Source organism: Oceanisphaera marina (genome assembly GCF_014643915.1).
In the GTDB taxonomy this organism is placed as follows: Bacteria; Pseudomonadota; Gammaproteobacteria; order Enterobacterales; family Aeromonadaceae; genus Oceanimonas; species Oceanimonas marina.
Genome location: NZ_BMKE01000010.1, coordinates 1 through 14,428 on the forward strand (window position 1 = coordinate 1; position 14,428 = coordinate 14,428).

The window sequence follows — 14,428 nt, forward strand, 5'->3', positions numbered from 1 at the left end:
GCGCAGCTTTATTTCCTGGAGAAAAGATCAGCTACTGACTGAAGTTTCAATGTTGCTAAAGGGAGTAGGAAGTGAATTCCACATACGTTATACGTGATTGCTTACCTGCGCCTGCACCAGCTTCCAAACGAAAACACAGGCCTTTATCAATACAGCTTCTGAGCTGCTCCAGCGCCTCGATAGAAGCCCGTTCGGCGGGGTTTATCTTGGTCATGGCTGAGCCTCCTCAGCCTTAACCGCAACGTCCTTATCCAGCCACTCCAGCCCTTCAACAATATACTTGGGAACAACCCAATCTGTTTTTTCAATAGCATACTCAAGAGCGAAATTCGCTTTGCTGTCTTTACCTATTTTTTTTGCCTTTTCAAAAACAGCATTTTCCAGTTCCGCCCCCTTCAAATCCTTTAATTCAAAAAGGCTTATATTCGCCAGAATAAACGCATCCTCAAAGCTTCGACCGCACAGGCCAATTTCATCTTCATCCACCTGGAATGCTAATCGACGACATCCAGAAATTTTGGGGCTATCGTCTTTTAAACGTATATCCTTCAACTCAGAATACCCGTCAATACCAAACCAGTTAGACAGGCCTACGTTACTTGAATGTGAACCATCACTTACCATGGAAGCAGGATATGTTGTTTTCTTCTCACCTTTGGTCTTCTTTACTGAATCCAAATCAGTAATGAACAGGGTCTTTAGCTCAAGAAAGTCGATGAACTTATAAAAATGATGAGCATAGGCGCCACCCACCTCGACTATAGACATATACTTTCTGCGTAAACCACACTGCTTCGTCTCGTCCATTTTTTTAATCATCTCAGGCAGTAGAATTCTTTCCGTGGCCCCTTCGATTAGAATTGCTCTATCTGCAAAATAGAGGTCGCACTTGGTAAGCGTTAAATACTTATGCAAAAATTCTTTGTCTGCCTTCACCTCATCACTACCAAATGCTTCGCCTAGGTCTTTCACCTTGGTTTCTTTTCCTCCCTTGGATAAGAAATAACGGACTTTGCTAAAATCTGCTTCGTTGGCTATATGTGAGGAATGCGTGCTGACCACAAACTGCACTGGCCAAATATTCCCATCATTAAGCTGCTTTTGGAACTCACTGACTATTTCTTCAAGCTGCCGAATGAAAACGTCCTGCATTTGCGGATGCAGATGGGCTTCGGGCTCTTCGATAAAAATTAAATGACCTTTCGGTGGGGTAGGCTGCGACTGGAACTCTCTAAAGTATTCATAGATTCGAAAGAGAATAAAAATCAAATTACGGATACCCAAACCATTGTAGGTTTCTGGCAGAGTAAAATGATCATCGCCTTCATAGAATACCCTGGTATTGCTCTCCAGCAATGATTTTACATTTAGCTCAGTAGCAGCACTTAAATTTGGATCTTGTAACCCAGGATACCCAAAGATGTTAAGCGTTGGCAAAAGCGCTTTTACTTTCTCCTGAAAATCCGTATCGACTTTCTCTTGGAGCGCTTCTACTACTATATTGACTTCATCGGACTTGGCTTTAAATTCTTCAGGAGCACCGGCACTGTTCGCGCTTTTAAAAATGTTTCCTAGTGATTTACCAAGAACATCGCGCTCACTGTGAGTTTCATCATCGAGGCCGCGCTGAGCATTAATCAACCCTGACAATATCAACCGTTTAAAGGAAGAGAATTCGAGCCTGACTTTATTGTTCAAATTGGTCGGTTCGATCGCATATATCACGGGCTCATAATGCTGGTTGATCAAAACTTTAAGATCAGAAAAATACTTTTTTCGGTTAGTTGCATCCAGTGCCTGAAAGAAGTCCTTAATTTTTCCGTCTTTTAACTGGTAAGAAACCAATACACAGGTTTCAAACAATGTGTCGTCGAGATCAATAATGAAATCACCCAAGGCTCCAAAATCGTTCTCATCGTCTTTATAGTGGATAAGTAGCTGTAGCTCAATCGCTGGCATCAAGAGACGAACGGCCTCATCTTCTTTGCCTTCCTTGAAAGCCTTTAGGGCTTTTTCAAACTCCGCCAAACAAGACTGATTAAAATCCTCATAACGAACTTTCGGCCCCGTTGAACTTAGGAAGCTGCGGAATATTTCAGCAAGCGAAGTCTTACCGGTATTGTTTCGCCCGACAATCAGTGTCGTTCTGTCATCTAGGCTCAGACATACGTCTTTCAATAAGCGATAATTTTTGATGCGGGCACTTTTTATTTTCATTGTTCTTCCTTGCTATGATGCAAATAGACAAACCTGTCAACAATTAAAACTAATATTTTCGTTGCACTTCGCTATAGACATAACATTTTAATACTGCGCATGCGCATATTTCTTCCACCGAGCCAGTTTGCTTTTTTTTGCAAGCAATTGATAATAAACAAGTTATAACTGGTGGGCAGTATGCGGTGGTGAGCAAAAACACGCATGCGCGTTATCAGCAACAGCTTGCGCACTATCTTCTCTTCTCTGCTCGTAACTTTTTCATATCATGAGTGTTTTTTAGCCTGCTCTGCTGTACACGCGCATGCGCTGTTGATAGTGCGCACCGTTCCTGTAGTCTCGCCAATACACTGTATAAATCACCAGATTATTTGCCTCGACCACGCTACCGCCCCTCGCTGTTCTGGGGCTTAAGCGCATGTCCGTCTTACTTGTTTGGGTCCATTTTTGTCGTGTGAGGCTGAAAAGGCAACGTGAAAAATCATTTTGCGAGGCGGTTGTTTGAATTTGGTTGGATCATGGGCCGTTTGTGAGGGGGATCTTGCCGGTTTTCTGCATTCGGACAGGGTGCGTAGGGTTGATGGCCGTGGAGGTATGAAGGTTCGCACTGGCCCCCCGTCCCCGCCTACGCGAGGATGACGTTCCTTCGCGAGGGTGACGGCTGACAATGCTGATAGAGAATGCCGGAGCTTGAAGGAGGACAAAGGGAGCTGCTCGGTCGACCATCCGCGCCACGGATGGCGCGGCTGAGCCTCCAAGGATGGATTCACGGCGAGTCGGCGGAGCGGGCCCTTTGTCCGATGTGCCGCCTCTGGATTTGACCGGCGTTGTTTCCTGAATCAGGGAACTCACGCAATATGCCAAGGTCGCAGACTGAAAATAGCCGATATCAGAATGCTGGTAATATTCTGAAAAACACAGGAAGCGAAACATGACAACCAACACACTTGGAATCCTGGGGGTGGGTCATCTGGCCACCTACACTGTCACCGGTCTGCGCAAGAGTGGTGATCAAAGGCAAATTATCCTGAGCCCTCGCAATGCAGAAGCCTCGGCGTTGCTGGCCGAACGCTGCCAGTGTTTGATTGCCGCCAATAACCAGGAGGTGGTGGATAACAGCGATATCATACTGTTGGCGGTACGGCCGGAGAATCTGAGCGACCTGTTGCAGGATCTTACCTTCAAACCTGAGCAGCTTGTGATTTCGGTGATCGCCGGTGTTACCTTAGCGCAGTTGCGGCAATATCCGGCACTGCAAGAAGCCACCCTGACCCGTTCTCTGCCTCCCGCCAGTGTCGAGGTTTGTGCCGGACCGGTGCCGTTGTTCCCGGCCAATGCGGCAGCCGAGCAACTGTTTGGCAACATCGGCAAGGTCATAGTGCTTGAGTCGGAAGCCCTCTTCGATGTGGCCCTGGCCCATGGCTGCCTGCATGGCTGGAGTTATTTTCTGGTGCAACAACTGATCGACTGGAGCGTGAGTCGGGGCATGGATAAGCAAACCGCGCGGGATATGGTGGTGCACTCCATCGGCAGTGCCATCGAACTCGCACAGTCCCGGCCCGAGCTCAACGTTGGTGACATCGGCAACGGCATTGCGACTCCCGGCACCTTTACCTTGCAGGGCATTGAGCAGATAAAGGCCGCTAATGGTTTGCAGGCCTGGAGTGATGCCATGGACGGTATCTGTAAACCGCAATAAGCCCTATCGATGTTGTCGTGCTGGCCGAGTCATTCGGCCAGCACCATCAAGTATCGAGCAAGAGAGATAATGGCGGCTTGTTTTGTGAGCTGGATGATTAAACGTTATAAAACTTCAATATCCAGAAAGTGACCATGCCTATGCATAATGGCCAAAATACGCCTCTGAAACGCCAGGCCAGTATGGCCGTTACCGAGGCCGCTGCGATTTGTGTCATGCTCACCGAATCCAGCGTGGTTTTATCCTGAAAGATGATGGCCGGGATGGACAGCGCGGCCAGCACGGCGGGGGCCAGCAGCTGCAATGCCCTCTGGTGCTTGCCAATATTGAAGCTTCCTCTGCCATGGAGATGAACGAACGACAGCCGTATGGCGAAGGTGCCGATGCCGACGGCGATGAATATCAACCAGAGTGTCAGGTTATCCATTGTTTTCTCTCTGTGCCTTCAGGCTGTTTTTGGTGATGAAAGAGCTGGCAAGCAAACCGATAGTGGTACCGCCGATAATCGCCGCGATAAAGCCCAGATTATAGGGAAGCTGGATCAGGCTGGTCGCTACCAGGGCCGAAAACACCGCCGTGATCAGCGATGCCCGGTTGCGGATACTCGATACCAGCATGGCGATGAATGCCAGGGGAATGGCGAACTCCAATGACCACTCGGCCGGTATCTGTTCGCCAACCAGCAGGCCCAGGATGACGGAGCCAACCCAGCTTACCGCCAGCGCCACTGCCGTTCCGGCGAAATAATAAAGCTTCTCCCTGTCACTCTGGTCGGGTGTAAAGCGAGTCGAACACAACCCATAGGCCTGATCGCTGATCAGGTATGCCAAGGGCCATTTGTGGCGGGCCTTCAAGGAGTGCAGCAGCGGGGCGAAAGTGGCGCTGTAGATAAGGAAGCGAATATTCACCATTAGCGCGGTGAAGATAATGACCGCCGGTAGCGCCTGTTCCTGAATCAACTGATAGGCCGCCAGCTGGGCCGAACCGGCAAAAAACAGCAATGTCATGCCAATGGTCATCTCGGGGCTGAATCCCAGGCTGGTACCATTGGCCCCGGCGATCAGGCCAAAGGGAAGCACGCCCGGCACCATGGGCAGCAGATCTCTTACTCCTTCAAAAAAAGAACTTTTGCTGCTTGTTTGCATGTTCTGTTGTTCTCGCTCGTTCATGGGGCATCAGGGCTGAATGGGTCAGGGAGCCAATGTGCAGGATCCCTTGTCATATCTCAATACTCGATTAGGGATTCAGTACCTGATCGAGCCATTCGTCGCATTTGGCTCTGAGCCCAACAAAAAGCGGTGCACAAACTGCTCGAAGACGTCGGCTAGGTGCTGTCCTGTTGCACCACGGTGAAGGGGGCGATGGCGGTGGAATACTGAGCCGGGCTGACAGCGCCGGCAAGCAAACGCCGGGGTAGCCCCGGCGTTTTTGTAGTGTGAGCCGACCCGTAACGAGCGATTTCAAGCCTCGCAGGCGCGTTCGGCCAATACCGCCTGGCGCCGCCGGGCCGGCCACGACTGGCAGGCGAGGGCGACGAGTACCACCAGGCCGCCCATCCAGGCTTGCTGGCCGGGTTGCTCTGCCAGCACCAGCCAGACCCACAGCGGGCCCAGCAGCATTTCCAGCATCATCAACAGGCCCACTTCCGGCGCCGACAGGTAGCGCGGGCCTTGCGTTATCAGGGCGTAGGCCAGGGGCACTACCAGCAGGCCGAGAATGGCCATCCACAGTATGTCTTGGGTCGGCAGCGCCAGGGTGGGCGCCTGAAACAGGGCGAACAGGCTCACCAGCAGGCCGGCCGGCACCAGCGCCGGTGTCATGTTGGCGGGGCTGGCGGCCCGCTCCACCACGAACTTGGCGGCCATGCTGGCGGCGCACAGCAGGGCGGTGAGATCACCCAGCAGGTGGCCGCCGTTCCGGCTGCCGGAAAACACCAGCGTCAGCCCGCCCAGACACAGCAGTATTGCCAACCAGGTGCGGCCGGATACTTGTTCTTTCAGCAAAAACCGGCTGAGCAGGGCCCCGATCAGCGGCGCGGCGCTGAGGATGATCAGGGTATTGGCAACGCTGGTCAGGCGTATCGAGATCACGAAGGTGACGGTACAGACCGCATAAAACAGCGCCGAGCCCAGGCCGAGGGTAAGCAGCTTGCGGCTGGGGCGATAGTGGCGGGCACGAAACAGACAGACACCGCCGATGCACAAGCTGAGCAGCAGCCCGCGCCAGAACAGTAAAATCCAGGGATCGGCGCTGATCAGTTTAATCAGCAGGGCGTCCAGACTTAGTACCGCCACTCCGGCCGCAGTCAGCAGCCCCCCTTTCAAACGGTTATCCATTACGCTTCCCCATTTATCCTGATGTTATGCCGATATGGTACTTTGACTTGCCAGCGCTACGGGTCTGAAGGCGTCCGGATATTGTCTTAAAACGACCAGCCGAGGGAGGTTGTCGGGTGTGAGTGACAAACGCATGACGTTGGCCGGCAGAGAGCCGCTGGAACACGCTTATCGGTTATGTGCGGAATTGGATGTCAGGGCTGTTACATTACTGTGTATCTCACCGCGGGTGACAGGCTGGTTCTTGTTTGAGTATTCCTTGTTTAGCCGCGTTTCAGCCTCGCCTGGCTGGGTGACACGCCAAAAAACTCCTTGAAGCAATGACTAAAATGGGTCGAACTGACAAAACCGCAGGCCACGGCGATGTTGGAGACGCTGGCGCTGCTTTGCAGCAGCAGGCGCCGGGCGTGGGTAATGCGCAGCTCCAGATAATAGCGGGAGGGGGTGGTTTCAAGGTGGGTCTGAAACAGCCGCTCTATGTGCCTGCGAGACAAATCCACGTAGTCGGCCAGCTCTTCTATACCGAGCGGCTCTTCGATATTGCTGCTCATCAATCGTAATAAGGTACGCAGTGCGTCGGGTATGGTGGGGTCATTTTCGGCCAGAGAGGAAGAGCGGTAGCCGTCGTCGATAATGCGATCGCTGCTCAGGATCTCGCGAATGGCGCGCACCGTGTCGGCCCCGTGCAGCCGCTGGATTAACGCCAGCATCATCTCCAGCGCACTGTTGGGGCCGGCACTGGTCAGTATGCGCGCCTCTACCAGCATGGTGTGAGGCGACACCTGTACCCGAGCAAAACCTTCCTGCAAAAAAGCATGGTTGTCCGGATGCAGGGCGCAGCCCAGTCCGTCCAGTACTCCCGCCCAGGCCAGCGGCACGGCGCCGTTCCACAGCCCCCCCAGTATCTTTTGTCGTTTGGCTGCCGCCTTCAGCAGCTGGCTCAGTGGTGGGTATTCACTCAGACTGCAGCGAAAGCCACCGCACACAATCAATATATCCAGGGCGCCTTCGCCTTCCAGCATTACCTCGCCCAGAATGCGGTTGGCGGAAATGTCGATCCCCACATCACTTTGTACCTGTGTGCTCTGCAAACCATAGGTGGTAAAGCTGAACAGCGGCGCGGCCTGCACCAGATTGGCGGTAACCAGCGCATCCACGGCGGCGGTAAAGGCCATCATCGAAAAATGGGGTTGCAGCACAAAGCCTACCTTGATGGGTTGGTCACTGCTGTGGCGTGCGGGCAAAAAGGCACTGTTGGTGTCGCGCAGCCGATGACTGAAATGGCGTGGTTCACTGATTTTGGACATGTGTGGATATTCACCCGTGTGATGGGGCCGTCATTAAAGGTAACAGCGACTAAGTCTGTGCCGAATATTACCCCGCGCGATCCGGCTTTGCATCTTTATCCTGTAAGAGGGGAATAAAGGATAGCTAGCGACCGTCCCTGATCACAAATGTTATGTGTATGTGACATTTTGTCGCAAATACACAGCATTAGGCCGCAGCCAGTCATCCCATGGCGATGGACTGCCAGTAGTATCCCGTTAACGCAAGGCACTGGAGTGAATATGCAGCGCCGGCATACAGGGATTTAACATTATCGGGCATCATCCGATGCGAGCAAGGAGGTCACAAGATGTTCAGCACCCGCACCCTAATTCAAGACATGGATCCTGCACTGTGGGCAGCCATGGAAGAAGAGTCCGCCCGTCAGGAACAGCATATTGAGCTGATCGCCTCGGAAAACTATACCAGCCCCGCCGTTATGCAGGCGCAGGGGTCGGTACTGACCAATAAATATGCAGAGGGTTATCCCGGCAAGCGCTATTACGGCGGTTGTGAAGCGGTAGACAAAATAGAGCAATTGGCCATCGACCGCGCCAAAGCGCTGTTTGACGCCGATTATGCCAACGTGCAGCCCCATTCCGGCTCGCAGGCCAATGCCGCCGTGTACATGGCATTGTGTAACCCGGGCGATACCGTGCTGGGCATGAGTCTGGCCCACGGTGGCCACCTGACCCACGGCGCCAAGGTCAGCTTTTCCGGCAAAATCTATAACGCCGTGCAGTATGGCTTGAACGAGGCCACCGGCGAGGTGGATTACGATCAGGTTGAGCAGCTGGCGCTGGAGCACAAGCCCACCATGATAGTGGCCGGTTTTTCTGCCTACTCCAAGGTGATGGACTGGGCGCGTTTTCGTGCCATTGCCGACAAGGTCGGTGCCTGGCTGTTTGTCGACATGGCTCACGTGGCCGGTCTGGTTGCGGCGGGGCAATATCCGAATCCGGTGCCGCACGCCCATGTAGTAACTACCACTACCCACAAAACCCTGCGTGGCCCCCGTGGCGGCCTGATCCTGAGCAAGGGCCAGCCGGAGCTGGAGAAAAAGCTCAACGCCGCCGTGTTCCCCGGTGGTCAGGGTGGCCCGCAAATGCACGCCATTGCCGGCAAGGCGGTGGCCTTTGCCGAAGCGCTGGCGCCCGCGTTTGTCGAGTATCAAAAGGCGGTGGTGACCAACGCCCGCGCCATGGTGCAGGTGTTTCAGGATCGCGGTTTCGATGTGGTGTCTAACGGTACCGATAACCACCTGTTTCTGCTCGACCTGTCGGCCAAGGGCATTACCGGTAAAGACGCCGATGCTGTGCTGGGCCATGCCAACATTACGGTAAACAAGAATACCGTGCCAAACGATCCCCAGTCTCCGTTTGTCACCTCGGGTTTGCGTTTGGGCACACCGGCTGTGACCACCCGCGGCTTTCAGGAGCAGCATTGCCGTCAGCTGGCGGGCTGGATCTGCGACATATTGGAACACATGGACGATCCGCAAGTGATTATTTCGGTAAAAGATCAGGTAGCCAGCTTGTGCAGCAACTTCCCGGTATACCGCTGATTTCTTGAATACAGGCTGGGTGCGTACCGCGTGCCGGCGACAGAATTAACACGGACAGGTGATTATTATGCAGAAATATTCCGGATTCGGGCTCCTCAAGCACGCCCTTACGCACCACGAAAACTGGCAGCGGGTATGGCATAACCCCAAGCCCAAGCCAGAAGGTTACGATGTGATTATCGTTGGCGGTGGCGGCCACGGTCTGGCCACCGCCTACTATCTGGCCAAAGAACATGGCATTACCAATGTGGCCGTAATTGAAAAGGGCTATCTGGGTGGCGGCAACACCGCTCGTAACACCACCATAGTGCGCTCCAACTACCTGTGGGATGAGTCTGCCTGGTTGTATGAGCACTCCATGAAACTGTGGGAAGGCCTGGCACAGGATTTGAACTACAACCTGATGTTTAGTCAGCGTGGCGTACTCAATCTGGGCCACACCCTGCAAGACATGCGTGATATCGAGCGCCGGGTAAATGCCAACCGGCTGAACGGCATTGATGGCGAAGTGCTTAATGCCCAGCAGGTGCAAGACATAGTGCCAATTCTGGACTGCTCCAAGACGGCGCGCTATCCGGTACTGGGTGCCTCTTGGCAGCCGCGCGGCGGCACCGCCCGTCACGACGCCGTAGCCTGGGGCTTTGCCCGTGCCGCCGATGCCATGGGTGTGCACCTTATTCAGCAAACCGAAGTGACCGGCATCCGCCGCGAAAATGGCGCCGTGACCGGGGTGGACACCACGGCCGGCTTTATTGCCGCACCCAAGGTGGCTTGTGTTACTGCCGGTAACTCGGGGGTGATGGCCAAAATGGTGGGGATGGAACTGCCGCTGGAATCGCACCCGTTGCAGGCCATGGTATCGGAGCCGGTGAAACCGATTCTCGACACCGTAGTGATGTCCAACCACGTGCACGGTTATATCTCCCAGTCCGACAAAGGCGACTTGGTGATAGGCGCGGGTATCGACAGCTACCTGGGCTATGGCCAGCGTGGTTCCTTCCCGGTGGTGGAAGAAACCATGGCGGCGATTGTGGAAATGTTCCCTATTTTCAGTCGGGTACGTTTGAACCGCACCTGGGGCGGCATAGTGGATACCTGTCCGGATGCCTGTCCGATTATTTCCAAGACGCATATCAAGGGCCTGTATTTCAACTGCGGGTGGGGAACCGGTGGCTTCAAGGCCACACCGGGGTCGGGCAACGTGTTTGCACACACCATTGCCAAGGACGACCCGCATCCGCTGGCCAAGCCCTTTAACGTTGATCGCTTTACCAGCGGCCACTTGATTGACGAGCACGGCGCGGCCGGCGTAGCCCACTGAGGAGAGAGACATGCTGAATATTTATTGTCCGCATTGCGGCGAGCTTCGCGAAGAAGAAGAGTTTCATTATGGCGGCCAGGCCCACATTGCCCGCCCGGCCGATCCCAATGCGTTGAGCGATGCCGAATGGGCCCAGTATCTGTTTATGCGCAAAAACCCGCGCGGCCTGCACCATGAAATGTGGTATCACGCTGCCGGTTGTCGCAAGTTCTTTAACGCCACGCGCCATACCGTGACTTACGAAATTCAGGAAACGTACAAGGTGGGCGAACAGCCCCAGCAAGGAGGCCAGTCATGAGTCAGCCACATCGCCTTCAGGGCAAGGGTCGAGTAGACCACGGCAAACCGCTCAGCTTTATCTTCAACGGCAAGCGTTATCAGGGCCTGTCTGGCGATACCATCGCTTCGGCCTTGCTGGCCAACGGCGTTGACGTGGTCGGACGCTCGTTCAAGTATTCACGCCCGCGCGGCATTATGGCCGCCGGTGCCGAAGAGCCAAACTGCATCCTGCAGGTAGGCAGCTCGGAAGCCACCATGATCCCCAATATTCGCGGCACCCAGGCCGAGTTGTATGACGGCCTTACCGCCACCAGCACCAACGGCTGGCCAAACGTCGACAAGGATTTGATGGGCGTCATGGGCAAGCTTGGCGGCAGCATGATGCCCCCCGGCTTCTACTACAAGACCTTCATGTATCCCCAGTCCATGTGGCCGAAATACGAGCACTTGATCCGTAAAGCCGCCGGGCTGGGCCGGGTGCCCAAAGCCAAGGATCCGGATACCTACGACAAGCTGAATCATCACTGCGATTTGCTGGTAGCAGGTGGTGGCGCCGCCGGTTTGGCAGCCGCACTGGCGGCGGGCCGCCGCGGCGCGCGGGTGATTCTGGTGGATGAACAAAACGAGTTTGGCGGCCATTTGCTGCACAGCACTCAGCCCATTAACGGCCAGGCCCCTCAGTTATGGGTGCAGGCGGCGGTAAAAGAGCTGCAAGCCTTGCCCGATGTCACCTTGCTGCCCCGCAGTACGGTAGCTGGCTATTACGATCAGAACTTTTTAACCGTGCTGGAGCGCCGTACCGATCATCTGGGTGAGCGTATTTCCGGCAAAACCCGCCAGCGTTTGCACCGCATTCGCGCCAAGCGTGTGGTACTGGCGACCGGTGCCCACGAACGGCCACTGGTGTATGGCAACAACGATTTGCCCGGTAACTTTGTGGCCAGCGCCTTATCTACCTACGTGAATCGCTACGGCGTGACCCCGGGCCAGCGCCTGGTGCTGATGACCTGTAACGATTACGGCTATCAGGCTGCCATCGACTGGCTGGATGCAGGGCGAGAAGTGGTGGCGGTGGTCGACAGTCGCCCTCAGCCGAGCGGCATGCGCTATCAGGCACTCAAGGCCCGTGGCGTAAAAGTGTACACCGGTCATGGCTTGATTGAAGCCGTGGGTAAAAAGCGGGTCACCGGGGCCAAGGTGGCGGCACTGTCCAGCGATGCCAGTCAGGTCACCGGCAAAGCCGAACTGCTTGCCTGCGATATTATTGCCAGCTCGGGTGGTTGGAGCCCGGTGGTGCATTTGTCTGCCCACACCGGCTCGCGTCCGGTCTGGAACGACGACATCATTGGCTTTGTGCCCGGCGACACAGTGCAAAAGCAGCTGCTGGCCGGTGGCGTACAGGGAACCTACCAGCTATCGGCGGTATTGGCAGAAGGCTTGAAGGCCGGCAAGGCGGCTGCCGACGCGACCGGTTATGGTGATATTTCTGCCGCTGTGGTGGATGCCGAGATAGTGACCGAGGACCCACAGGAAGACGCGGCCCAGGCATTGTTCATGGTACCGCACAGCCTGAAGACCAGCCGTGCACCCAAGCAGTTTGTGGATTACCAGAACGACGTGACCGCAGCCGGCATCGAGCTGGCCGTGCGTGAGGGTTTTGAGTCCATCGAGCACATCAAGCGCTATACCGCCATGGGATTTGGTACCGATCAGGGCAAGCTGGGTAATATCAACGGCATGGCCATAGCGGCGCGGGCCATGAACAAGAGCATTGCCGAAACCGGTACCACCGTATTTCGCCCCAACTACACGCCGGTGACCTTTGGCGCCTTTGCCGGTCGCAACGCACACCACCTGTTCGATCCGGCACGCTTTACCGCCATGCACGACTGGCATGTGCAGCAAGGCGCCGAGTTTGAAGATGTAGGACAGTGGAAACGCCCCTGGTTCTTCCCCAAATCCGGCGAAGACATGCACCAGGCGGTTAACCGCGAATGTGTGGCGGTGCGCAACAGCGTGGGTATTCTGGATGCCTCTACACTGGGCAAAATCGATATTCAGGGGGCCGATGCCCGCGAGTTTCTGGCGCGCATTTACACCAACGCCTGGGCCAAGTTGACCCCCGGCAACTGCCGCTACGGCCTGATGTGTAAAGAAGACGGCATGGTGTTTGATGATGGGGTTACCGCCTGCATCAACGACAACCATTTTGTGATGACCACCACCACAGGTGGCGCCGCCGGCGTATTGCAGTGGCTGGAATTGTGGCACCAGACCGAGTGGCCGGATCTGGAAGTGTACTTCTCTTCCGTGACCGACCACTGGTCCACCATGACGGTAACCGGCCCCAACAGTCGCAAGGTACTGGAAAAAATCTGTGAAAACGTGGATCTGTCTGCCGAAGCCTTCCCCTTTATGGGCTGGCGCGACGCCACGGTCGCCGGAGTGAAGGCACGTATTTTCCGCATCTCCTTTACCGGTGAGCTGAGCTTCGAGATCAACGTGCAGGCCAACTACGGTTTGCATACCTGGGAAGCCGTGATGGAAGCGGGCGCCGAGTTCAACATTACGCCTTATGGCACCGAAACCATGCACGTACTGCGGGCAGAGAAGGGCTTTATTATCGTCGGCCAGGACACAGATGGATCGGTTACGCCGTTCGATTTGGGTATGGACTGGGCCGTAGGCAAAACCAAGCCGTTCCCCTTTGTTGGTCAGCGCTCCTGGACCCGCGAAGACACGGCCCGTACCGACCGCAAGCAGCTGGTCGGGCTCAAGTGCAAAGAAGCGTCCGTGGTGATTCCGGAAGGGGCGCAAATTGTACTGGACCCCAATCATCCGGTGCCGGTGCCCATGGTGGGCCATGTATCGTCCAGTTATTACAGTGCCAACCTGGGCCACAACATTGCCATGGGCGTGGTGAAAGGCGGGTTAAACCGTATGGGCGAAACCGTGTACTGCCCGCTGGCCGATGGCCGGGTGCTGGAAGCCGAAATTACCAGCCCGATTTTCTATGATCCAAAAGGAGAACGTCAGCATGTCTAACATCACCGCAATGATGGCTGAAGCCGACACGGCAGTACGGGTGGAATCTCCGCTGTATCACGCCAACCTGCCGATGCTGGCCAAAAAAGATCAGCAGGGCGAAGTGGTACTGCGTGAGAAGGCACTGCTGGGTCATCTGGTATTACGTGGCAAGATCACCAACGAGTTGTTTGCCAAAACCGTGGCCAGGGTGCTGGGGGTGGCTTTGCCCACCACGCCTTGCAGCTCGGTAGAAAACAACCAGGTATTGGTGCAGTGGCTGGCACCGGACGAGTGGCTGATTATTACCGAAAGCGGCCAGGAAGAGCAGGTGCAGGCGGAACTGCGTGAACACTTGAGTGGCCATTACTCGCTGGTGGATGTGAGCGGCGGCCAAACGGTACTGGCGCTCTCCGGCCCCAAAGCCGAGCTGGTGGTTCGCAAGTCGTGCCATTACGACGTGCATCCCTCCAACCTGCCGACCGGAAAGTGTGTGGGTACTACCTTTGCCAAAACCGGCGTCTTGTTGCGCCGCACCGGTGCCGACAGCTTCGAGATGGTGGTGCGCCGCAGCTTTGCCGACTATGTGTGGATGTGGTTGCAAGATGCCAGCCGCGAATATGGCCTGGTCATCGAAAAGTAACTCCGTCTTGCTCATCTGC

12 protein-coding genes are annotated in these 14,428 nt (G+C 55.2%); 6 read left to right on the top strand and 6 right to left on the bottom strand.

Annotation, left to right across the window (positions count from 1 at the left end):
• Positions 1–55 precede the first annotated feature (55 nt).
• Both IEW52_RS07460 and IEW52_RS07465 read right to left on the bottom strand, forming a co-directional pair.
• Entirely contained in the window at positions 56–214 is a 159-nt protein-coding gene (locus IEW52_RS07460) for a hypothetical protein (protein ID WP_188629544.1), read from the bottom strand.
• Positions 211–2,217 (bottom strand): ATP-dependent nuclease, encoded by a 2,007-nt coding sequence (locus IEW52_RS07465; RefSeq protein WP_188629445.1) that lies wholly within the window; start codon positions 2,215–2,217, stop codon positions 211–213. The genes IEW52_RS07460 and IEW52_RS07465 overlap by 4 nt, the downstream gene beginning before the upstream one ends.
• A gap of 931 nt (positions 2,218–3,148) precedes the next feature.
• Here IEW52_RS07465 and IEW52_RS07470 point away from each other — a divergent pair.
• Positions 3,149–3,916, top strand: a complete 768-nt coding sequence (locus IEW52_RS07470) for an NAD(P)-binding domain-containing protein (RefSeq protein ID WP_188629446.1) — start codon at positions 3,149–3,151, stop codon at positions 3,914–3,916.
• 97 nt (positions 3,917–4,013) lie between these two features.
• Here IEW52_RS07470 and IEW52_RS07475 read toward each other — a convergent pair whose 3' ends face one another.
• The 4 genes from IEW52_RS07475 to IEW52_RS07490 form a co-directional block, all read right to left on the bottom strand.
• Positions 4,014–4,343 (bottom strand): AzlD domain-containing protein, encoded by a 330-nt coding sequence (locus IEW52_RS07475; RefSeq protein ID WP_188629447.1) that lies wholly within the window; start codon positions 4,341–4,343, stop codon positions 4,014–4,016.
• Entirely contained in the window at positions 4,336–5,085 is a 750-nt protein-coding gene (locus tag IEW52_RS07480; protein ID WP_188629448.1) for an AzlC family ABC transporter permease, read from the bottom strand. Before IEW52_RS07480 ends, IEW52_RS07475 begins: the two co-directional genes overlap by 8 nt.
• 291 nt (positions 5,086–5,376) lie before the next feature.
• On the bottom strand, positions 5,377–6,252 hold the full coding sequence (locus IEW52_RS07485; protein ID WP_188629449.1) for a DMT family transporter: 876 nt from the start codon (positions 6,250–6,252) through the stop codon (positions 5,377–5,379).
• A gap of 263 nt (positions 6,253–6,515) precedes the next feature.
• Positions 6,516–7,559: a GlxA family transcriptional regulator gene (locus IEW52_RS07490; protein WP_188629450.1), complete on the bottom strand. Its 1,044-nt coding sequence runs from the start codon at positions 7,557–7,559 to the stop codon at positions 6,516–6,518.
• Positions 7,560–7,888: 329 nt separating this feature from the next.
• Here IEW52_RS07490 and glyA point away from each other — a divergent pair, with 329 nt between their 5' ends.
• From glyA to IEW52_RS07515, 5 genes are all read left to right on the top strand, one after another.
• A complete protein-coding gene (gene glyA / locus IEW52_RS07495; protein ID WP_188629451.1) occupies positions 7,889–9,142 on the top strand; it encodes a serine hydroxymethyltransferase in 1,254 nt (417 codons plus the stop codon).
• A gap of 67 nt (positions 9,143–9,209) precedes the next feature.
• On the top strand, positions 9,210–10,463 hold the full coding sequence (locus IEW52_RS07500; protein WP_188629452.1) for a sarcosine oxidase subunit beta family protein: 1,254 nt from the start codon (positions 9,210–9,212) through the stop codon (positions 10,461–10,463).
• 10 nt (positions 10,464–10,473) lie between these two features.
• Positions 10,474–10,761 (top strand): sarcosine oxidase subunit delta, encoded by a 288-nt coding sequence (locus tag IEW52_RS07505; RefSeq protein WP_188629453.1) that lies wholly within the window; start codon positions 10,474–10,476, stop codon positions 10,759–10,761.
• A complete protein-coding gene (locus IEW52_RS07510; RefSeq protein WP_188629454.1) occupies positions 10,758–13,787 on the top strand; it encodes a sarcosine oxidase subunit alpha family protein in 3,030 nt (1,009 codons plus the stop codon). The genes IEW52_RS07505 and IEW52_RS07510 overlap by 4 nt, the downstream gene beginning before the upstream one ends.
• Entirely contained in the window at positions 13,780–14,409 is a 630-nt protein-coding gene (locus IEW52_RS07515; protein WP_188629455.1) for a sarcosine oxidase subunit gamma, read from the top strand. The genes IEW52_RS07510 and IEW52_RS07515 overlap by 8 nt, the downstream gene beginning before the upstream one ends.
• Positions 14,410–14,428 lie beyond the last annotated feature (19 nt).